19 protein-coding genes and 1 pseudogene are annotated in these 19,838 nt (G+C 62.9%); 6 read left to right on the plus strand and 14 right to left on the minus strand.

The window, feature by feature from the left end:
* The first annotated feature begins 108 nt into the window (after window positions 1–108).
* Window positions 109–1,437 (plus strand): dicarboxylate/amino acid:cation symporter, encoded by a 1,329-nt coding sequence (locus tag A9K65_RS28420; RefSeq protein ID WP_063167594.1) that lies wholly within the window; start codon window positions 109–111, stop codon window positions 1,435–1,437.
* A 67-nt stretch (window positions 1,438–1,504) separates the two neighbouring features.
* Here the strand turns inward: A9K65_RS28420 and A9K65_RS28425 are convergent, their stop codons facing one another.
* The 12 genes and pseudogenes from A9K65_RS28425 to A9K65_RS28480 form a co-directional block, all read right to left on the minus strand.
* Window positions 1,505–2,533 carry an ROK family protein gene (locus tag A9K65_RS28425; RefSeq protein WP_027163865.1) on the minus strand — a complete coding sequence of 343 codons (1,029 nt, stop codon included), beginning with the start codon at window positions 2,531–2,533 and terminating at the stop codon, window positions 1,505–1,507.
* A complete protein-coding gene (locus tag A9K65_RS28430) occupies window positions 2,530–3,252 on the minus strand; it encodes a ribulose-phosphate 3-epimerase (RefSeq protein WP_013532941.1) in 723 nt (240 codons plus the stop codon). The genes A9K65_RS28425 and A9K65_RS28430 overlap by 4 nt, the downstream gene beginning before the upstream one ends.
* The gene (locus tag A9K65_RS28435; protein WP_063167593.1) at window positions 3,249–4,082 is read right to left on the minus strand and encodes an alpha/beta hydrolase; all 834 of its coding nucleotides are present in this window, start codon (window positions 4,080–4,082) and stop codon (window positions 3,249–3,251) included. The genes A9K65_RS28430 and A9K65_RS28435 overlap by 4 nt, the downstream gene beginning before the upstream one ends.
* A complete protein-coding gene (locus A9K65_RS28440; RefSeq protein WP_064995074.1) occupies window positions 4,082–4,900 on the minus strand; it encodes a sugar phosphate isomerase/epimerase in 819 nt (272 codons plus the stop codon). Before A9K65_RS28440 ends, A9K65_RS28435 begins: the two co-directional genes overlap by 1 nt.
* Window positions 4,900–5,976 (minus strand): Gfo/Idh/MocA family oxidoreductase, encoded by a 1,077-nt coding sequence (locus A9K65_RS28445; RefSeq protein WP_064995189.1) that lies wholly within the window; start codon window positions 5,974–5,976, stop codon window positions 4,900–4,902. The genes A9K65_RS28440 and A9K65_RS28445 overlap by 1 nt, the downstream gene beginning before the upstream one ends.
* Before the next feature lie 11 nt (window positions 5,977–5,987).
* A complete protein-coding gene (locus A9K65_RS28450; protein ID WP_064995073.1) occupies window positions 5,988–6,809 on the minus strand; it encodes a sugar phosphate isomerase/epimerase in 822 nt (273 codons plus the stop codon).
* 63 nt (window positions 6,810–6,872) lie between these two features.
* Window positions 6,873–7,427: pseudogene (locus A9K65_RS28455) on the minus strand (carbohydrate ABC transporter permease); the annotation flags it as partial.
* Between the two features lie 110 nt (window positions 7,428–7,537).
* Entirely contained in the window at window positions 7,538–8,434 is an 897-nt protein-coding gene (locus A9K65_RS28460) for a sugar ABC transporter permease (RefSeq protein WP_023764771.1), read from the minus strand.
* 138 nt (window positions 8,435–8,572) lie between these two features.
* Window positions 8,573–9,820 (minus strand): sugar ABC transporter substrate-binding protein, encoded by a 1,248-nt coding sequence (locus A9K65_RS28465; protein ID WP_064995072.1) that lies wholly within the window; start codon window positions 9,818–9,820, stop codon window positions 8,573–8,575.
* A gap of 110 nt (window positions 9,821–9,930) precedes the next feature.
* Window positions 9,931–11,076, minus strand: a complete 1,146-nt coding sequence (locus A9K65_RS28470; RefSeq protein WP_063167588.1) for an ABC transporter ATP-binding protein — start codon at window positions 11,074–11,076, stop codon at window positions 9,931–9,933.
* 88 nt (window positions 11,077–11,164) lie between these two features.
* Window positions 11,165–12,115, minus strand: coding sequence for a PfkB family carbohydrate kinase (locus A9K65_RS28475; protein ID WP_013532950.1), 951 nt, complete (start codon window positions 12,113–12,115; stop codon window positions 11,165–11,167).
* Between the two features lie 3 nt (window positions 12,116–12,118).
* A complete protein-coding gene (locus A9K65_RS28480) occupies window positions 12,119–12,919 on the minus strand; it encodes a class I fructose-bisphosphate aldolase (protein WP_063171597.1) in 801 nt (266 codons plus the stop codon).
* Between the two features lie 162 nt (window positions 12,920–13,081).
* Here A9K65_RS28480 and A9K65_RS28485 point away from each other — a divergent pair, with 162 nt between their 5' ends.
* The 3 genes from A9K65_RS28485 to A9K65_RS28495 all read left to right on the plus strand — a co-directional run bounded on the left by A9K65_RS28485 (window position 13,082) and on the right by A9K65_RS28495 (window position 16,223).
* Complete coding sequence (locus tag A9K65_RS28485) at window positions 13,082–13,843, plus strand: DeoR/GlpR family DNA-binding transcription regulator (protein WP_013532952.1); 762 nt, start codon at window positions 13,082–13,084, stop codon at window positions 13,841–13,843.
* 267 nt (window positions 13,844–14,110) lie between these two features.
* Entirely contained in the window at window positions 14,111–15,259 is a 1,149-nt protein-coding gene (locus tag A9K65_RS28490) for a Gfo/Idh/MocA family oxidoreductase (protein ID WP_013532953.1), read from the plus strand.
* 10 nt (window positions 15,260–15,269) lie between these two features.
* Window positions 15,270–16,223 carry an alpha/beta hydrolase gene (locus tag A9K65_RS28495; RefSeq protein WP_084016161.1) on the plus strand — a complete coding sequence of 318 codons (954 nt, stop codon included), beginning with the start codon at window positions 15,270–15,272 and terminating at the stop codon, window positions 16,221–16,223.
* On the opposite strand, the gene A9K65_RS28500 is transcribed toward A9K65_RS28495, so the two are convergent.
* Window positions 16,220–17,254, minus strand: coding sequence for a LacI family DNA-binding transcriptional regulator (locus tag A9K65_RS28500; RefSeq protein ID WP_063170181.1), 1,035 nt, complete (start codon window positions 17,252–17,254; stop codon window positions 16,220–16,222). The two genes, A9K65_RS28495 and A9K65_RS28500, sit on opposite strands and share 4 nt — an antisense overlap.
* 339 nt (window positions 17,255–17,593) lie before the next feature.
* Here A9K65_RS28500 and rsgA point away from each other — a divergent pair, with 339 nt between their 5' ends.
* Window positions 17,594–18,634 (plus strand): ribosome small subunit-dependent GTPase A, encoded by a 1,041-nt coding sequence (gene rsgA, locus A9K65_RS28505; protein ID WP_063167585.1) that lies wholly within the window; start codon window positions 17,594–17,596, stop codon window positions 18,632–18,634.
* Window positions 18,635–18,653: 19 nt separating this feature from the next.
* Here rsgA and A9K65_RS28510 read toward each other — a convergent pair whose 3' ends face one another.
* A complete protein-coding gene (locus A9K65_RS28510) occupies window positions 18,654–19,187 on the minus strand; it encodes a sterol desaturase family protein (protein WP_027163878.1) in 534 nt (177 codons plus the stop codon).
* Window positions 19,188–19,360: 173 nt separating this feature from the next.
* On the opposite strand from A9K65_RS28510, the gene A9K65_RS28515 reads away from it, so the two are divergent.
* Entirely contained in the window at window positions 19,361–19,831 is a 471-nt protein-coding gene (locus tag A9K65_RS28515) for an NUDIX domain-containing protein (RefSeq protein WP_027163879.1), read from the plus strand.
* Window positions 19,832–19,838 lie beyond the last annotated feature (7 nt).

The following is a 19,838-nucleotide window of genomic DNA, read 5'->3' on the forward strand; positions in this document are numbered from 1 at the left end:
CTGGCACGACGCTTGCAAAACTGTTTTCAGCGGCGTGCGACCGGAGCGCCGCGATGGGAGAAGTCACGCAGGCGATCCGTTTTCGCCCATCCGGCCAGGGAGAGTTCGATGCACATCGCAGACCAATCAGGCGCGCTTGCCGCGCAGCGCAAACCTTTCTATGCCCAACTCTACGTGCAGGTGCTCGTCGCGATCACCGTCGGCATCCTGCTCGGCCATTTCTATCCGTCGGTCGGCGAGAGCATGAAGCCGCTCGGCGACGCCTTCATCAAGCTGGTCAAGATGATCATCGCCCCGGTCATCTTCCTGACCGTGACAACGGGCATTGCCGGCATGAGCGACCTGCAGAAGGTCGGGCGTGTTGCCGGCAAGGCGATGCTCTATTTCCTCACCTTTTCGACGTTGGCGCTGATCATCGGCCTTGTCGTCGCCAATGTCGTGCAGCCGGGCGCCGGCTTCAACATCGACCCGGCGACGCTCGACGCCTCGACAGTCAACACCTACGCCGCCAAGGCGCACGATCAGTCGGTCACCGGGTTCCTGATGAACATCATCCCGTCGACCATCGTCGGCGCCTTCGCCGACGGCGACATCCTGCAGGTGCTGTTCTTCTCGGTGCTGTTCGGCATCGCGCTGGCGCTGGTCGGCGACAAGGGCATGCCCGTGCTCAACTTCCTGCAGGCACTGACGACGCCGATCTTCAAGCTGGTCAGCGTGCTGATGAAGGCCGCCCCCATCGGTGCCTTCGGCGCCATGGCCTTCACCATCGGCAAATACGGCATCGGCGCGGTCATCAATCTCGCCATGCTGGTCGGCACCTTTTACGTGACGTCGTTCCTGTTCGTGTTCATCGTGCTGGGTGCGGTCTGCCGCTACAACGGATTCTCCATCCTGTCGCTGATCCGCTACATCAAGGAAGAGCTGCTTTTGGTGCTGGGCACCTCCTCGTCGGAGGCCGCCCTGCCCTCGCTGATGGAAAAGATGGAGAAGGCCGGCGCCAAGCGCTCGGTGGTCGGTCTGGTCATACCGACCGGCTATTCCTTCAACCTCGACGGCACCAACATCTACATGACCTTGGCGGCGCTGTTCATCGCACAGGCGACCAACATCCACCTGTCGATGGGTGACCAGATCCTGCTGCTGCTGGTGGCCATGCTCTCGTCCAAGGGTGCCGCCGGCATCACCGGAGCGGGCTTCATCACCCTTGCCGCCACGCTGTCGGTGGTTCCGGCGGTGCCGGTCGCCGGTATGGCGCTGATCCTCGGCGTCGACCGCTTCATGTCGGAATGCCGGGCGCTGACCAACTTCGTTGGCAATGCCGTCGCCACGCTGGTGGTGGCGCGCTGGGAAGGCGAACTCGACGAGGCCAAGCTGGCGAGGGCGCTGGCGGGCACGGCTGATGACAGCCTGCCGGCGGATGTCGTCCCCGCCGAGTAACCACGCGTGGCTTATGCGTAAAAGGCCGGAGGCATGCTGCCTCCGGCCTTTGTCATGCAGTCGCACGTCAGACGGTACCGATCTTGCTCAGTGGTGTGTCCGGATATGTGCTTGGGCCGACAGGCATGCGGGCTGCCAAAGTGCCCTCGTCGTCGAACAGCACAAGGCTGGCGGCGCCGACGAGCCCGGCATGGCGGCCGAGCTGTGCTGGAACGACCGGTACGTCGCGATAGGCGCGCATGGCCCGCTGCCTGATGGTTGCCTCGATGGTCGGCGCCATCAGGTCGAGCCCATTGGCGATGCCGCCGCCGACGACCAGCACATCGGGCGAATAGAGATGTAACAGGTTGGTGAAGCCGACGCCCAGCCAGCGGGCTTCCTCGTCCAGCAAGGCCGAGGCAAGATCGTCGCGCAGCCGTGCCGCCTCGACGACATGGCGGCCGGTCACCTCCGCATCCGCTGACAGGCGCCGCAAGGCAGAGCCGTCGCCGGCCGCCGTGGCGGCGCTGGCGCGGCGGCCGAGCGCGGTTCCCGAAGCGATGGCCTCGAAGCAGCCGATGACGCCGCACACGCAACGCTCGCCCTCATTGGTGATGGTCATGTGACCGATCTCGGCGGCAAGGCCACGGCGGCCATGCAGGATGCGCCCATCGACGACGACACCGCCGCCGATGCCGGTCGACACCGTGACAAAGACCAGCGAGCGAGCGCCATGGCCGGCGCCGAAGCGCCATTCGCCGAGCGCCGCGGCATTGGCGTCGTTCTCCAGACGGACCGGCAGGCCGAGCCGCCGCTCGAGGATGTCGGCAAGCGGCACATCCAGCCAGCCGGTGAGTGTCGGCGGGCCGACGGCGATGCCGGCCAGCGGATCAAGCGGTCCCGGCGCACCGACACCGACGCCGACGACCGACAGTGCCGGGGCTTCGGCATGGACGGTCGCCGCCAGCGCCTCGATCTGGCCGATCACCACGTCTGGACCGGCCTGCGCCTGCGTCGGCACCGCTGCGAATGCCAGGATCTTGCCCTCACGGTCGACCAGGGCGGCGCGAAGCTCCGTCCCGCCAAGATCGATCGCAAGGGCGGCTTCCGTTGTCATGCCGCGACCTTCAAGCCGTGCAGCCAGCCGATGCGGCCAGCGAGGTCCTTGTCACCGAAGGCGAGCGAACCGAGAACCACGGTTTCGGCCCCGGCGGCACGCAGCAGCGGCACGGTCTCGTGGCGGATGCCGCCGTCGGCGGCCAGAACCACTTGCGCCTCACGGCCGGCCTTTCTCAGGATAGCGCGGGTAGCGCCCAGCCTGTCGCAGGCCTTGTCCGACAGGCTCTGTCCCTTGACGCCGATTGCGGTTCCAAGAAGCGTTACGAAGGCGACTTCCGGGACGAAGGCCGTCACCGCTTCCACAGGCGTCTCCAGCCTGAGCACGACGCCCGCCTCGGCGCCGAGCTCCCGCGCCAGCCGCACGGCGCGCAATCCCGCTTCGCCATTCTCGGCATGGACGCTGATCATGTCGGCGCCGGCTTCGATGAACTGGCGCGTCTGCGCCTCGACGATTGCTTCATCGACCATCAGGTGGACGTGGATGGGTTTCGCCGTCAGCCCGGCGATGCGGGCAACGAGGTCGGGGAAGAACAGGAAGGACGGGGCGAAATGACCGTCCGCCACATCGATATGATGAAGATCGACATAGGGTTCGATGCGCTTCAAGTCGTTCTCGAAATTGGCAAGATTGGCAGACCAGAGCGAGAATTCGGCGATCATGCGATCGCGTGGCAGTTCGGCGATGGCGGCCGGGCCGGAGAGAGATTTCGAGATCATGATTGGTCCTGCTTGTCAAAATTTGTGTTGAGAAAGCTGCCGATGGCGGCGCGGATTTCGGCGAAATGGCGCTCCTTGTCGGTGGCCTTCGGCGTCACCTCGACAAAGGCGGCATTGGGGATGGTGTCTGCAAGGCTGCGCGCGGTGGCCAGCGGATGGACGAGATCGATGCCGCTGCCGATGACGAGTGTCGGGAGCGCGAGGCCGGCGGCCGCTGCCCGCGTCACGCCGGGCCCATCGTTTGCGATCGCTCGCATCACCTCGGCGAAAACATTCGCATTGGCGCGCGCGAAAAAGCCGAGCAGGGAAGCAAGATTGTCCGGCGCCTCGATGCGAAAGCGAGCCGCCGTGGCGGAGGCCGCAAACGCATCGCGCGCGTCATCCAGCGGACGGCCGCGGATGAGCTCCGCCACTTCCACGTAAGGGCGCATGTTTTGCGATGCCGCGTCGAAAGCCCAGGCAGGGCGAACAAGCACGAGACCTGTGACCCTATCCGGGTGCCGGGCCGCAAGCCGCAAGGCGATTGCCGCGCCCATCGAGATGCCGCCGGCGACGAAACGGTCGAGGCCGGCGGCATCGGCGGCAGCCAACACGTCGTCGGCGAACATCTCGATCGAAAAAGGACGCTTGCTGCCGGCGCCGGAGCCGCCCTGAGCGCGACATTCGACGGTCAGTCGGCGGTATGAAGGACCATCGGGAAAGTTCTGCGCCACTTGTGCCGCATCACCGCCGAGGCCGTGCTGGAAGACGACGGGAGGCCTGCCCTGCCCCGTGTCGAAGACACGAAGCGATGCATCGTCGCGAAGCAGGATCGCCGGCGCGGCGCCCATCAGAGGAGTCCCCGCAGAAAGGCTGCGACGCCGGGGGCTTCATCGGCGGACAGCCCGTGGGTGACGAGCGATCCGTCGAAGCCCGCTGCCTTCAGCCGTGAAACAAAATGCGGAAAATCGACGATGCCTTGTCCGGCGGTGGCAAAGCGGCCGTCACCAGAGCGATCCTTGGCGTGCGCCATGGCGATATGGCCGGCAGCCTCGTCGATCGCGGCGGCGACGATGGCGCGCGCTTCGTGTGGCGTCGCGTGCTCGAACAGGTTCGCCGGATCGAGCACGATCTTCAGATGCTTCGATCCCATTTCGGCGATCAGCCTGGTCGCGTCCCTGGCCGAGGTAACGATGTTGGCCTGCTCGGGCTCGATGCCGAGATCGACGCCGGCGTCTTCGGCAACCGCCAGCGCTTTCTCCATCTCGGCGGCCATGTCGGACCAGGCCGCCGGGGTGCTATTGTCGGGATGATACGCCCATTGATCGGCGGCATTGCGCGAGCCGGTGCAGAGCGTGACCAGCGGAACACCGAGGGCCGCCGCCGTCTCGATGATGACGGCAAGACGGCGAAGACCGTCGTCGCGCACAGCCTTGTCGGGATGCGCCATGTTGTAGGTGCCCGACAGTGCGGCGAGTGCAACCCCGGTCGATTGTGCTGCGGCGCGGGTGGAAGTGACTGCTCCCGCCGGCACGACATCCGGCATCGATGGCAGGCCGGCGCAGGCTAGATTGAACTGCGTCGTCTCATAGCCAGCCTGCTTAACCGCCGTCAGCACGGCAGCCGGCTCTGTGCCGGCAAATGTCTTGGCGAAAATGCCGAGACGCATCAGACCGCTCCCGAAACCGAGGCGAGTTCGACCCGTTCACCTGTCTCGACCGAACGCGCGATGGCGACCATGGCGCGGATCGAGGCGATGCCGTCCTCGACATTGGCGCCGCGCATCGGCGTGCCGTTCAGGACTGTATCCGCTAGGCCTTCCAGTTGGCGGCGGAAGAAGTGGCCGTCGGCGCCGAGCGGCTTGTGGGCGGTGGCGGTCTTCTCGTAAAAGATCTCGACCTCGCTGGCGCGGAAGTACCAGGGGTTGAAGGTTTTCGCGATGACGGAGCCGTTCTCGCCATAGAGCTGAAAACCTTCGTGCCAGTCCATGCGGACGGCAACCGTCAGGTCGAGATGGCCGAGCGCGCCGCTGGCGAATTCGGTCTCGACGAACCAGCAATAGGCGCCGAAGCGTTCGTTGAGGCGGGCGCGCACGGCAACGATTTCGCCGCACAGGAAACGCGCCGTATCGACGAGATGCGAGCCGTGCGCCAGCATGAAATATTGCCTGAGATCAGCCTTGGGATTGCCGGTCGGCTTCTTCGCCAGCTTGCTGGTGACCGGCAGCGGCTGAATGGCATCGGTGTTGGTGTAGCGATGGGTGGAATCGCAGTACCAGGCCTTAAGCGCCAGCACCTCGCCCATTTCATCGCGGACGAAGTCGCGCGCCGCCTCCAGTGCCGGGTCGAAGCGCTTCATGTGACCGACCTGCAGGACCTTGCCCGAGCGCCTGACCGCCTGGGCCAGCGCCTCGCCTTCCTCCACCGAGGTGCCGATCGGCTTTTCGCACAGGACATGCTTTCCCGCATCGAGCGCCTTGATCGACATCGGCACGTGATAGGCGTCCGACGTGGCGACGATCACCGCTTCCAGTTCAGGATCGGCGAGCATGGCGTCGTAGTCGGCATACATCTTTTGCGGCTCGTAGGTGGCGCCCATGCGGGCGAGCAGATCGGGTGCCGCGTCGCAGATGGCGTAGAGGTCGGCATTCCCAGCCTTCACGCAGGATTCCAGATGCGCGAACTGCGCGATGGGGCCGCAGCCGAGCACACCGACCCTGAGGCGTCTGTCCTGTTTCTTGATCATCGTCTCGTTCTTCAAGCGCCCAAGCTGCGCATTGTCTGTCGGTTGGTTTTTACCGCGCCGGCGGGATCGGCGGCGGCCGTTTCGGATTCCTCCTCCAGCACCAGCCAGCCGTTGAAGCGCGGTGCGGTGTTGGCGATCTCGATCACCGCCGGCGTGTCGCAGACGCCCTTGCCGAGCATGGCCCAGGTGCCGTTGGCATCGACGTCCTTGAGGTGGATGTAGCGGATGCGGTCGCGGTAGGTGCGCAGCGTATCGGACATGTCCTTGTGGCCGCGCAGTATATGGCCGGTATCCGGTACCCAGCCGATCAGGTCGGGGTCGAGCAAGGCAAAGATCGCATCGTAATCGGCGCGGTCGAACAGCAGCGTGTTGTGGTGCGAGCTGGGATGCACCGCAACCTGGACCCCGGCCTTGCGTCCGATCTCGCCGGCGTTGTTGTAGACATCGGCCGCGATGGCGAACTTATCCTCACGCGGGCCGTCGGACACCACCGTCGCCGAGCCCATCGACACCAGCGCATTCGGGAAGGCGGCGGCGAAATCGATCCAGCGTTTGGCGGTTTCGAGGTCGGCGCCGATCTCCTCCTTCGACGTAAAGCCACTGTCCGAGCCAAAGGCGAAGGAAACCAGCGTCAGCCCCCACGCCTTCAGCGCGGCGGCGAACTCCTCCGGCTTGTCGCCATAATGTCCGATCATGGTGTCGGTGATCTCGATGCCGGCATAGCCACCGTCAGAGATCGCCCTCAGCAGATCGTCGGGGCCGCCGGTGAACCGGTCTCCCAGCATTTCCCAGGTGAAGGTCTGGCAGCCGACTTTGAGGTCTTTCACGTTCATCCTTTCAATCCTTGATACCGCTTATTGATTGATGCCACCCTGCGTCGCCGTGGGATGAACATCCTACTTGACCGAGCCCGCGGTCATGCCGGCGAGGAAGTATCTCTGGGCAACGAGGTAGATGAGCAAGAGCGGTAGCGAGCCGAGCACGCTCATCGCCATCATCTGGTTCCATTCGAAGGCGTGCTGCCCCATCAACAGCTGGATGCCGATCGGGACGGTTCGCATGGACGTCGATTTCGTCAGCGTCAGCGCAAAGAGAAATTCGTTCCAGCACAACAGGAAGGTGTAGACCGACGTCGCCACGATACCAGGCAGTAAAATCGGGACAATCACCCGCCAAAGCGCGGTCCAGCTGCTGCCGCCGTCGACAGCCACGGCTTCATCGAGATCGCGGGGCAAGGTGTTCAGATATCCCGTCATCAGCAGGATCGCGTAGGGCAGCGTAAACACCAGGTAGGTCAGGATCAGTGCGACGTAGGTGTCGAAGATACCGTATGAGACGACAAGCCCGAAGAAGGGGATCAAAAGTGTGATCGGCGGAATCGTCTGCGTGCTGATGATGATTGTGTTCAGGCTGCCCTTGCCGCGGAAGTTGAAGCGGCTGAACCCGTAGGCCTGCTGAGCAGTTCGTTCAAATCGAATACCGAAATCTTTGCCCTGCCACCAACCATCCTGCCAAAGGCGTTCACGCTGGAAGCGCGGCGTATGCCTTTTCCTCATGGTGATTACCGAGCCTTTTGATAGCGAATATAGAACAGCGTCAGGCCGAGAGAGATCAGCAGGATGACCACGGCGCTGGCCGAAGCCTGCGACAGGTTGTAGCTCGAAAATGCCAGCTTGTACGTGTAGGTGCTGAGGACCTCGGTCGAGTAGATCGGGCCACCGCCCGTCGTTATCCAGATTAGCGGGAAGACCTGCATGGTCCAGATGAAGTCGAGCAGCGAGATGCTGATGATGATCGGCATCAGCTGCGGAATGGTGATGAAGATCAGCTTCTGGTAGGCTTTCGCCCCGTCGATATCGGCGGCCTCGTAGAAATCCTTGGGAATGCCCTGCAAACCCGCGAGCAAACTGACCATGAAGAGCGGGTAGCCCGCCCAGATATTGGCAAAAGTGACTGCATGCAGCGCGGTCTCAGGCGAGGAAAACCATTCGACCTTGGAACCGATGATGCCGATTTGCATGAGAATACTGTTCACGACACCGTTCGGCTCAAGCAGGAGGCGCCAGATCACGGCGATGATCACCGCGGTGAACAGCCAGGGCAGTATGTAGAGCACACGCAGAATATTGCGCAGCGTCGGATTGATGCGGTCGCTGTTCAGCATGAGCGCGAAGACCATGCCGATGGTCATGTGGAAAATGACACTCATGCATGTGAAGTAGAGCGTGTGCCACAGCGAAGCCCAGAACACGGGGTCGTCGAAGATCGCCTGGTAGTGCTTCAGTCCGGCAAAGGATGGGTCACGACGCAGCACCGCGCTGTTCTGGAACGAGTAGGCAATCACCGTCACCATCGGCAGCAGCATCAGGAGCCCGATTATGAGCAGCGAGGGCGACAGATAGAGGTAGGGTGCGACCGCTCGTTTGAGCTTGTGGTGGGAGCGCTTTTGCCGGGTCATGTGCCAACCTTGGGATACGCCTTCAAGGGAAGGTAAGCTTTCAAAAACAAGTCCACTCAGAATGCCGATCCGTTGTTGCCGGGTGGCCTGCCCGAAGTCAGGTCACCCGGTCGAAGACAGCAAACGGGAACAGGCCGATCAGAATTTCGCCATCCAGCCCTTTTGAGCGGCGGCGGCTGCTTGTTCCGGAGACTGCTCGCCGGCGAGCATCTTCTGGGCTTGCACGTCGAACTGGGTCATCAGGTCTTCAGCCACCGGCAGGCCCGTGAACTCATTGGCGAGATGACCGGTCTTGAAGATTTCAAAAGCCTTGCCGAAAGCCTTGTCCGAGGTCACGAAATCGGGCTTGGCGTTGACGTTGCCCGGGAAGGCGTTTGCAAGCGACACGAGCTTGGCGTTGACCTTTTCACTCATCAGATATTGGACGAGTTTCCAGGCCTCTTCCTGATGTTTCGAAGCCGCAGAGATGCCGATGCCCCAGGAGGCATAGGGAAGGCCGCGCTTGCCGGTATAGTTTTCCACGACAGGGACCGGGATGAGGTCGAAGTTCAGCTTGGGATTGCGCTTGCGGATGAGGTTCACATGCGCGAGCGAGTCGATCATCATCCCGACGCGGTTGTTGACGAACTCCTCGACCTTTTCCTGCTCGGTCTTGGTGGCGATGCCGGGCGAGATGGTGCCGGCGTCATTGAGTGATTTGACGAAAGTGAGCATATCCACCACCGGTTTGCCCTCAAGGTCCGGCTTGCCGCTCGCCATCATCGACTGGCCCGAAGCCCAAACCCACGACATCATGTCGTTCTGGACGCCGGATGGCGTTTGCAGCGACAGGGGCAGCACCCAGCCATACTGGTTCTGGTCGGCGTGCGTCATCTTCTTGGCGGCTTCGAGAAACTCCGCACGGGTCGACGGCAGCTTGGTCACGCCCGCCTTGGCGGCGAGGTCCAAATTCACGAAGACCGGATAGACGAACGAAGCCACGGGAAACATCACGGCCTTGCCGTCCACCTTGATGATATCCGCGACCTGGCTCTTGTCGAAACCGCTCGCATCCATCATCGGATTCATGTCGGCGAGTGCGCCCTGCGCATTCAGATTGTTCACCCAGGCGCCGTCGAGACCGACGACGTCGCTGAGCGTTCCGGTTGCAGCACCAACCGAGATCTGGTCTCGCGTGGTGGCGTAGGGGCCGCTGACCAGCGTCACCTTGATTCCGGGGTTTGCCGCCTCGAACTCATCCATGATTGACCTGAGCGAGCCAGCCGGCAATTCGGGCTCCCACCATTGGGTGAATTCCAGCGTCGTATCCGCCATGGCGCCGGTTGCGCCAAGCAACCATGCGGCCGCGGCTATTTTCAGCATCGCGGGTTTAATACGAAACGTCATTTTCTCCTCCTTCTTTATATTCGCCCGCACAATGCGGCCGATCGTCTGATTATTCAGAATTCTTCTTACGCAGGCGCCTCACCCTCGCCCGCGGGTCTCATCGCTGATATTCAGATTGCCAGATGCGTCTCGGGGTCGAAGAAATGGAGCTTGGCATCATCCAGGGCCAAGCTGATTTCCGAGCCGGAGCGGACTGTGCTGACCGGTTCGAATTTCGCCACCGCATTCGACGCCAGGCCGAAATCCTGCACCGCGTCAGGGTCGCCGGAGTCCACCCGGACCGCGTCGATGTTGAGATGGACGATTTGTTCGGATCCGAGTTCTTCGATCGAGGTCACCTTTGCCGGTATCGTCTGATACTTGCGGCCGGATTCGAGACTGCTGTCATAGAGATCCTCCGGTCGTATCCCGAACACGACCTTGCGCCCCGCATAGGACCTCAAGCCCGGCCTGCGCACGAAGGCTGCATCCTGCAGCCGGATGGCCAAGGCGCCGGACATCAGTTCGTCGCCCGTCAGGGTTGCCTCGAAAAGATTCATCGAAGGAGACCCGATGAAGCCGGCAACGAAAGCGTTCACCGGCGATTCATAGAGCCTCTTGGGTGCGTCGACCTGCTGCAGCACGCCGCCTTTCAACACCGCGACCCTGTCGCCCATCGTCATGGCTTCGGTTTGGTCGTGGGTCACATATATGGTCGTTACGCCGAGCTGCTTTTGCAGACTGGTGATTTCGGCGCGCATTTGAACACGCAGTTTCGCGTCCAGATTGGAAAGGGGTTCGTCCATGAGAAAGGCTGCCGGCTCGCGCACCATGGCGCGGCCCATGGCAACCCTTTGACGCTGTCCGCCTGAAAGGTTCGCGGGTTTGCTGTCCAGCAGAGACGTCAGTTGAAGGGTTTTGGCGATCTCGTCCACGCGCTTTTTGCGCTCGGCCTTCGGCTTGCCTGCCAGCCGCATCGAAAAGCCAATGTTTTCGAACACGGTCATATGCGGGTAGAGAGCGTAGCTCTGGAAGACCATCGCAATGTCGCGGTCCTTGGGCGGCATGTCGACGACGTCGACCCCGCCGATCCGAAGGCTGCCGCTGGTGACGTCCTCCAATCCCGCGATCATCCGCAACGCGGTGGATTTGCCACAGCCGGACGGCCCGACGAGAATCAAGAACTCGCCGTCCTTGACCGACAGGTTCAATTGGTCGATTGCGTGAAAATTGTTCCCGTATGTCTTGCAGATATTCTCAAGAACGACTTCTGCCATATTCCTCCCTCCACAAGTCTAAGCCATTGATTCTTATGATTGTCCTCGGCTTACGTTCACCTGCGAAATTTTCCTCGGATAGTTCAGGCTATGTTCCGGTATCAAGCCGCGCATATTTCAGTTCGACTGCCGACGGCGCGTTCGTCGATGCCAGGAGTTCCTTGACCTGGTCGTCGGTCGGAAGCGCCTCGCGCCCGCCCCGCCCCGTTATCGAAAGGGCCGCCGCCGCGGCCGCGAATGCGACCCGGCCTCCGGTGTCGGCCCCGCGCGTCAATGCAAGGGCATAGGCGCCATGAAAGCAGTCACCGGCGCCGGTCGAGTCGACGACGGCAACCCGGTGCGGAGGCAGGTGCCAGAGCCCTGTCTCGTCGCGTCCGCGATAGAAGACGCCTCTGCCGCCATCCGTCAGAACCACGGCGGACCGCGACGGCAACCACAATGCATCGAGTATCTCGGCCGGAGCCTGGCGGCCGGTGGCGGTCCGCGCAAAGCCGAGCGGAAGAATGAGATGGTCGCAGAGCCCGATCAGTCTCTCGGTGGCCGGGCCGTGGCTCCATTCGACATCGCCGAGGATCGCAAGGCCGAGATCGCGAGCCCGAGCCACGACATCCAGCGACCCGATCCCGTAACTGTCGACGATCAGGACAGTCGCGCGGCTGAGAACCTCGTCCGGAAAGTCCGGCGCGGTGCCCAGCATCGCTTCGTCGTCGTACGCGATGAACCGCTCCCCATCCGAACCGACGGTGATCCGCGAGCGCACCGGGCGCGCGTGCGGGTGGCGCGGCGCGAACGCGGTTTCAACGCCGCTCGCAACGAGATCGCACAACACGGCGTCGTCGGCGGCACTGCCCAGCCATCCGACGAACCCGGCGCTTCCGCCGAGCCGCGCGACGGCGGCAAGTGCCGTCGCGACGTTTCCCCCGAAAGCCCGGGCACTTTGCAAAACCTTCCCCTTGCCCGCCGACAACGGCTGATCGACATAGACGATGTCGTCGATCGCAATAGCTCCGAAGCCGAGGATTGAAGGGACGGCGGGCATCGTTCAGGCACCCGCCTTCGTCAAGGCGTCTTGCGCCGAAAGGCCGTCATGGATGACGCCCCGAAAGGCGATCGCTGCCTTTTCCGGATCGCCGTGCCCCCATAGATTGCGGCCCACCACGGCACCGCGCGCGCCTGCACGGATGGCGTCCGCCGTCTGCTGAAGGGCGCCGAGCAGCGTGTCGGTCTTCGGACCACCAGCGATCACAACCGGCACCGGGCAGGTCCGAACGGTCTCTCGGAACGACTCGAAATCGCCCGTGTACCCGATCTTGATCACATCGACGCCGGACTCGTAGCCGATGCGTGCCGCATAGGCGATCTCGTCGGGGGTGAAGACGATTTTTGCCCCGTCGGTGAAATCGCGAGGGTAGATATGCGCTACCACCGGCATGCCGTAACGAGCCGCCGCGTTCACCGAATCGGTCAGCCAGCGTATGTATTTTCCCTCGGTCGCGCCGCGCACCGGAATGGCCACGGCCAACGCATCGGCGCCGGCGCGCACCGCATCCTCGGGCGTTGCAATCAGTTCACTGATGCGATCGTCTGGGGTGAAGCAGCCGGCCTGGATCACCAGGGAAGCCTTGCCCGCATATTGCGGCCACAGATGGCGCGCGGTGCCAGGCTGGATGCTGACGTAGTCGGGTTTGCCTACCATGACGCGTGCAAGCGCACCCGGCAGGTCGGCAAGACCTCCTTTGCGCACGTCGCCATAGCCGACAAAGTGGTCGACCGCGCCGCCAAAAAGATTCCCCGATGGATGTGAGAAGAGGCGCGCCAGGCGCACCTTGGTTCCGAGGCTCATGAGTCCAAAACTCTCCAATTGATTGATTTCAAAATCCTGGACCCAGTGTTTGCGAAAGAAATAACAAATGCAATCTTTCGAAAGCTTTCGAATTCCCCTATTTTCGGTAGAGTGAACCGAGGCCAGGGCGATCGCTTGGCGCATGGAGGCAAGGACAGGCCAATGTTGTCAGAGCAGAGACGCCAATCGATCTTGGGTGAAGTGCAACGCAGCGGACAGGTTCGCATCAAGGACCTGTCAGATGATTTTGGCGTGTCGGAAGTCACGGTGCGCTCCGACCTCGAGATACTGGATCGCAAGGGACTGCTGACCAAGACCCGCGGAGGCGCGGTGACCCGGACCACGGATTCGACCACGGCCGCGTTCGCCCGGCGGATGCAAACAAACCTCGATGCAAAGAAACGCATCGCCCGGGCAGCGATAGACCTGTTCGAGGACAACCAATCAGTCATCTTCGATGGCGGCTCGACATTGATGCAGGTTGCCATGCTGTTACCGCCGCTCAGCAATGTCGTGGTCGCGGCCACGGCGATGAATATCGTGCAGCATCTGATGCATCGGCCCGGGCTCGACGTTCACATGATCGGCGGCCGGGTCTATCCGGACACGGTAAGCACGCTGATCACCGATGCCGACACGGCTCTCGGCGGCTTGGTAGCGCATCAGGTCTTTGTTGGAGCGCATGCGATTGACTCGTCACTGGATGTGGTCGACGTGAACGAAGACATGGCGCGAACCAAGCGAAACCTCGTGCGCATGGCCCGGCGCGTTGTCCTCCTTGCGGATTCGAGCAAATGGGGCGTCAGCGGAACCTCCAAGGCCTTTTCGCTGTCGAGCGTCGATGTCGTGATCACCGACGATGGCCTGTCCGGCCCAATACGCAGCCAGCTTGATAGGACAGGGGCCAAGGTGATCTATGCCTGACCCCGTCGAGGTCCCTGGCCGCGGCGGAAATATCCGATGCGCGCATGACCCACGGCATCCGCATCGGCGGTCGGCCGTTTTTTCATGTCGGTCATTTTCTCCTCCCAGGACTGGCAGCCTCCCGATATCGCGTCAGCATTTTCGCATGTTGTATAAAAATTTTACGCGCGTCAATATTTAAAATGTTGTATAGCCCTTTGCGAAGGCGATCCGTTACTTCTGGGCGGATTCGGCAGACGGTGACCGCGTTGGGAGGTACGATCGAAAATGCACGGGATATCAACGACGAAACTCGGGATCGGCGTCATCGGATGCGGCAATATCTCGATGACCTATCTGCGCAATGCCGCTCTCTTCGGCGGCATCGAGTTGCGCGCCTGCGCCGATATCTCGGCCGACATGACGGCGCTGCGGGCGAAGGAATATGGCATACGGGCACTCGGCGTCGATGCACTGCTGGCCGACCCCGAGATCGATCTCGTCCTCAACCTGACCATTCCGGCGGCGCATTTCGACATTTCGTTTGCCGCCCTTTCGGCCGGCAAGCACGTCTTCACCGAAAAGCCGCTCGCCACCTCGGCCGCCGATGGACGGCGCCTGGTCGACGAGGCGCGGTCGCGCGGGCTGCTGCTCGGCTCGGCGCCCGACACCTTCCTTGGTGCAGCCGGACGCCGCGCCCGCCGGCTGATGGATGACGGCGCCATCGGCCGCCCGGTCACCGGCACCGCCTTCATGATGGGCCGCGGCATGGAGCACTGGCACCCCAACCCGCAGTTCTACTACCAGCCAGGCGGTGGCCCGGTGTTCGACATGGGCCCCTACTATCTGACCATGCTGGTCAATCTGCTCGGCCCGGTCGAACGCGTCATGGCGATGGCGACGCGCGGCCAGGAGGAGCGGCTGATCACTGCCGAAGGGCCATTCAAGAACACCACATTCAAGGTCGGCACGCCGACCAATGTGCTGTCGCTGCTGGAGTTCCGCTCCGGCGCAACCGTCACCTTCGGCGCCTCGTGGGATGTCTTTCGCCACTCCAACCATCCGATCGAACTGCACGGCACGGAAGGCTCGCTGCGCCTGCCCGACCCCGACACGTTCGGCGGCACCGTGTCGCTGTCGAAACGCGGCACCGACTGGAGGGATTTCGCCAGCGAAGGCGAACTCTATGGCGCCCGCAACTGGCCTTATGCGGCGCCCGATCGCGCCAATTACCGCATGCTCGGCGTCGCCGATCTGGTGCGCTCGCTTCAGACCGGCAACACGCCACGCGCCTCCGGCAATCTGGCGCTGCATGTGCTGGAGATCATGGAGGCTATCCTGCGCTCCGGTGAAACACAGGGCTCGGTCGCCATCGCGGGCGATGTCGTCCAGCCGGCCCTGCTGACCGAGGAAGAGGCGAGCGATCTGCTGGCCTGAGGGTATGATCATGACGCTCGATCCGGATGCGCTGCGCGTCCTCGACATGGCTCGTGCAGCCGGCGGCAAGCCATTCGAGACCGGCAGCGTGGCGGCGGCGCGAGCTGCCTACAACGCCTCGTTCCCGACGCTGCAAGGTGAGCATGAGCCGGTCGCGACGACCTTTGAACAGCAGATCGACGGGCCGAACGGCCCCATCGCTGTCCGCATCCATCGCGGCATCGACGCACTGCCGAGCGGGGCGCCGGCGCTGCTCTATCTGCATGGCGGCGGCTGGGTCATCGGCAATCTCGATTCACATGACGAGATCTGCCGCCTGATGGCCAATCTCGGCAACGCCGTCATTGTCTGCCCCGACTATCGCCTGGCCCCGGAGCACAAATTTCCCGCCGGGCTCGAGGATTGCCTGGCGACACTTCGCTTCATGGCCGAGAATGCCGTCGACCTGGGCATCGACAAGGTGCGCATTGGTGTTGCCGGCGACAGCGCCGGCGGCAATCTTGCCGCAGTGCTGGCGCTGCTCGCACGCGATGGGCTCGCTCCACCACTTGCGACGCAGATCCTGATCTATCCCAACACCGACGCGCGGCAGACATCGGACAGCTACCGGCGTTTCGGCGACGGCTTCGGCCTTACCGCGACGACCATGGCATGGTTCCGCGACCATTATGTGCGAACGCCCGACAATATCATGGACTGGCGCGTCTCGCCCTTGCTGGCGCCTGATCTTGCCGGCGTCGCGCCAGCATTCGTGGCGCTTGCGGGCTGTGACATCCTGGCCGACGAAGGGGCAGCCTATGCGGCGCGCCTGCAGGCCGCGGGCGTGCCTGTGATCCTGCGGCAATGGCCGGGCCAGATCCATGGCTTCGTCTCGATGGGACGCCATATTCCCGCCGCCCGGCAAGCGGTGGTCGAGGGGGTGACGGCCTGGCGCCACTTCGAGGGATCGACGTCGACCGGTTAGGCCGACTGACGCATCACCAGGTTGGCACCGAGCTTGACGGTGCGCGCCATGCCCTGCTTCGGCGGATCGGCCTCGTCCAGCAGGGCCAGCAGGATCTCGACGCTGCGGCCGGCCATGGCGGTGAAATCCTGCGCCATGGTGGTCAGCGCCGGACAGGTGTAGCGGCTCAGCGGATGGTCGTCGTGGGCGGCAACGCGCAGATCGCAATCGGGCCTGCGGCCGACCTTCAGGCCGCGCGAGTACGCGGCCGCCATTACGCCAAAGGCGAGACGATCGTTGGCGCACAGGATGGTGCGGCCGGGCAAGGTCCCGGCCTCCAGCATTTTTTCCGTCTGCTCGTAGCCGATGCGTTCGAAGTCCCAGGTGTAATCGCGCGCGGCCTCGATGACGGCCGGCTTGAAGCCGGCGGTCTCCATCGCGACGATGTAGCTCTCCTGGCGTTCGCCGGAGTTGTGGTTGACATGCGGAATGTCGAGATAGACCGGCGGTTCGCCCGAGCGACAGAGATAGTCGACGATGGTCGACACGCTCTGCCGGTTGTCGTTGCCGACGAACGGCGTATCGCCCTCGATATAGGTGTCGAAATAGACGATCGGAATGTCCTGCCCGAGCTTGTCGAAGACGCTGCGGTCGGAGGCAAGGCCGAGCGGGGCGATGATCGCGCCGGCCACCTTCAGCGACAGCAGCGTCCTGACCGACTCCGCCTCCAGCTTCGGCGAGCCATGCGAGGAAATGACGATCGGCCAGTAGCCTTCGTCGCGGCAACGAAATTCGATGCGGCTGACCATCTCGGCGTAGAAAGGATCGGTGATCGTCGGCACGACGATGCCGATGTTGCGGGTGCGCTTGCGGTTGAGATTGCGGGCGAAAAGGTTCGGCTGATAGTCCGAGGAACGCAGGGCGGCTTCGATGCGCGCCCGCGTCGCTGGCTTCACGCTCGCCGGATCGTCGAAATATTTGGACAGCGTCGGGCGCGACACGCCGCATGCCTGGGCGAAGTCGTCCATCGTGCGGTGCGTCTTCTCCGCCATCGATATATTCCTGATCCCCTGCCAACGATCGGCCCCGCCCACAGTCATGCGGCCGTTGACCGGATGCGACAATGCTTGACGGAACTTATTCAGTCAATTTTCACAGTTCCCAATAGAACGCAAAAATATTCCATGCGTCAAATTATTTGTTAACGCTTCAAAACTGATGGCGTCATGGACTTCATTGTCAGTTCGACGAAGGGCTGCAGAAGCTTGCCGCTCAGCCCTCAGCTACGGGCCTGCTTGCCAAATGTCGCCATGCCGCCCATACACGGCTTGGAAATCACCCCACCCCGTTCGCCCCCCCTGCCAGGGATACCGTCCAATGTCCGTGACGCCGTGGTCAAAGCCGTGACGGATCACTCCACGCCATCGCTCGCCAGCCTGGGCTGGACCGAATTTTTCGGCGACCAGCTCGAGCCCGGCGAAGCCAATCTTGTCCCGACGCGGATCGCCACCGTCCACCGCGATCGCCTGACCGGCCTGTCCCAGGCAGGGCCGGTCGATCTGACGCTGGCGGCGCAGGCAAACACCGGTGACTATGCCGTCGGAGACTGGGTGCTGGTCGATGGGCATGAACACCTTGTGAAGCGCCGCCTGACCCGCAAGACGGTGCTGGAACGCCGCACCCAGGGCGGCGGCAGGGTGCCGCAGCTTGCCGCGGCCAATGTCGATACGCTGTTCATCGTCACCTCGTGCAATGCCGACTTCAATCCCGCCCGGCTCGAGCGCTATCTGGCGCTGGCCAACGAGGCCGGAACGACGCCGGTGATCCTGCTGACCAAGGCCGATACCGCTGAAGACGCCGAGACCTACCAGAAGCAAGCTGCGGCGTTGCAGCGTGGATTGCCGGTGGTGATGCTGAACCCCCGCACATCGGATGCGGCAACCGTCCTGGCTGCCTGGTGCGGTGTCGGCCAGACGGTGGCGCTGATCGGCTCCTCCGGCGTCGGCAAATCGACGCTGGTCAACACGCTGGCCGGATCGGCGCAGCAATCGCCGCAACAGACCGGGGGCATCCGCGAGCACGATTCCAAGGGACGCCACACCACCACGTCGCGATCGCTGCATTCCATCGCCGGCGGTGGCTGGGTGATCGACACGCCGGGCATGCGGACGCTGCAGGTCAGCGATGTCGGCTACGGCATCGACACGCTGTTTGCCGAAATCACCGAGCTTGCACCGCTCTGCAAGTTCCGCGACTGCACGCATGTGCACGAGCCGGGTTGCGCGGTTCAGACTGCCTTGAAGGCGGGGACGCTCGACCCGGAGCGCCTTGCCCGCTGGCGAAAACTGTCCGACGAGAACCAGAACAACACGCCGGTCCAGAGCGGGCCTCGCGGAGCCAAGACTTCCGGCGGTCGCGGAAAGAGGCGCTGAACGGCGAGGACTGAGGACTTCAGAGCTGCGCCGTGCCGAAAACGCGATCCCAGAATGCCGAAGTCACACCGAAATTGGCCGTTTCGTCGATGTGGTGATGCACCGCATGACGGCGCTTGAGCGTATAGAGATAGCTCGGATGCGCCGGGTGCCAGTGATGGATCATGTGGTGGATGCTGATGTACCACAGATATCCCAGCATCAACCCGCAGCTCACCGCGCTCGCGGTGGCGAAATCTGAGACCACCCAAACGGGCACAAACGCGACCAGCGCATGCACGCCGAGACTGAGCCAGGTTGGCGTGCCCACAGAACTGCGTTCCTCGACATGGTGACGGTCGTGCAGGTCCTTGACGTAAGGAATATGGTGAAGAGCGAACCTGTGCAGCACATACTCGATCAGCGTCCAGAGGCCGAGACAGGCGAGGACAGTGCCGATCCAGCCTGGCGCACTCTCTTCGCCAGCCTCGAGCAGCCCGGCCACTGCCAGCACGGCGATCACCAGCGGATACACCACGAAGTCGCTATAGTAGCCAATAAGACCGAGTTGCATCGTCACCTAGCCTTCGAGCCGCCAAATAAGCGATGGTATCAGATTGCCGGACTCGCGACCGAGGTGCAATGCAGACGCGCCTGACATAGCGTCGCAATCCCCTAGTGCAAGGTTCGCATCAACGATTCAAGGACCATCAGCAGGCTGCCGGCTTCGCAAATGGACGTACAAAAATGGCAAAACGCAGTGCGGGATTGCTGATCTATCGCCGCAGCGATGGCGATCTCAGGGTGTTGCTGGTTCACCCGGGCGGGCCGTTCTGGGCGAAGAAGGACGATGGCGCCTGGTCGATGCCGAAGGGTCTCGTCGGCGAGGACGAGGATGAGTTGACGGCAGCGCAACGCGAGACCGAGGAAGAGCTCGGCGTCAAGGTTGATGGTCCCTTCGCGCGGCTCGGCGACTACAAACAACCCGGCGGCAAGATCGTCTCGGCCTGGTCTGTCGAGGCGACCATCGACATCGACGTGGCCGCCATCAAGAGCAACATTTTCACCATGGAATGGCCGCCAAGGTCAGGATCCCTGAAGGAGTTCCCGGAGGTCGACAGAGCGGGCTGGTTCACCTTGCCCGAGGCCGAGGTGAAAATCCTCAAGGGGCAGCGCCCGATGCTTTTGGATTTTGCCAGGCAGCAAGGCGCCGGATGATCCGCAG

This window comes from Mesorhizobium sp. WSM1497 (assembly GCF_001672455.2).
GTDB classification, from domain to species: domain Bacteria; phylum Pseudomonadota; class Alphaproteobacteria; order Rhizobiales; family Rhizobiaceae; genus Mesorhizobium; species Mesorhizobium ciceri.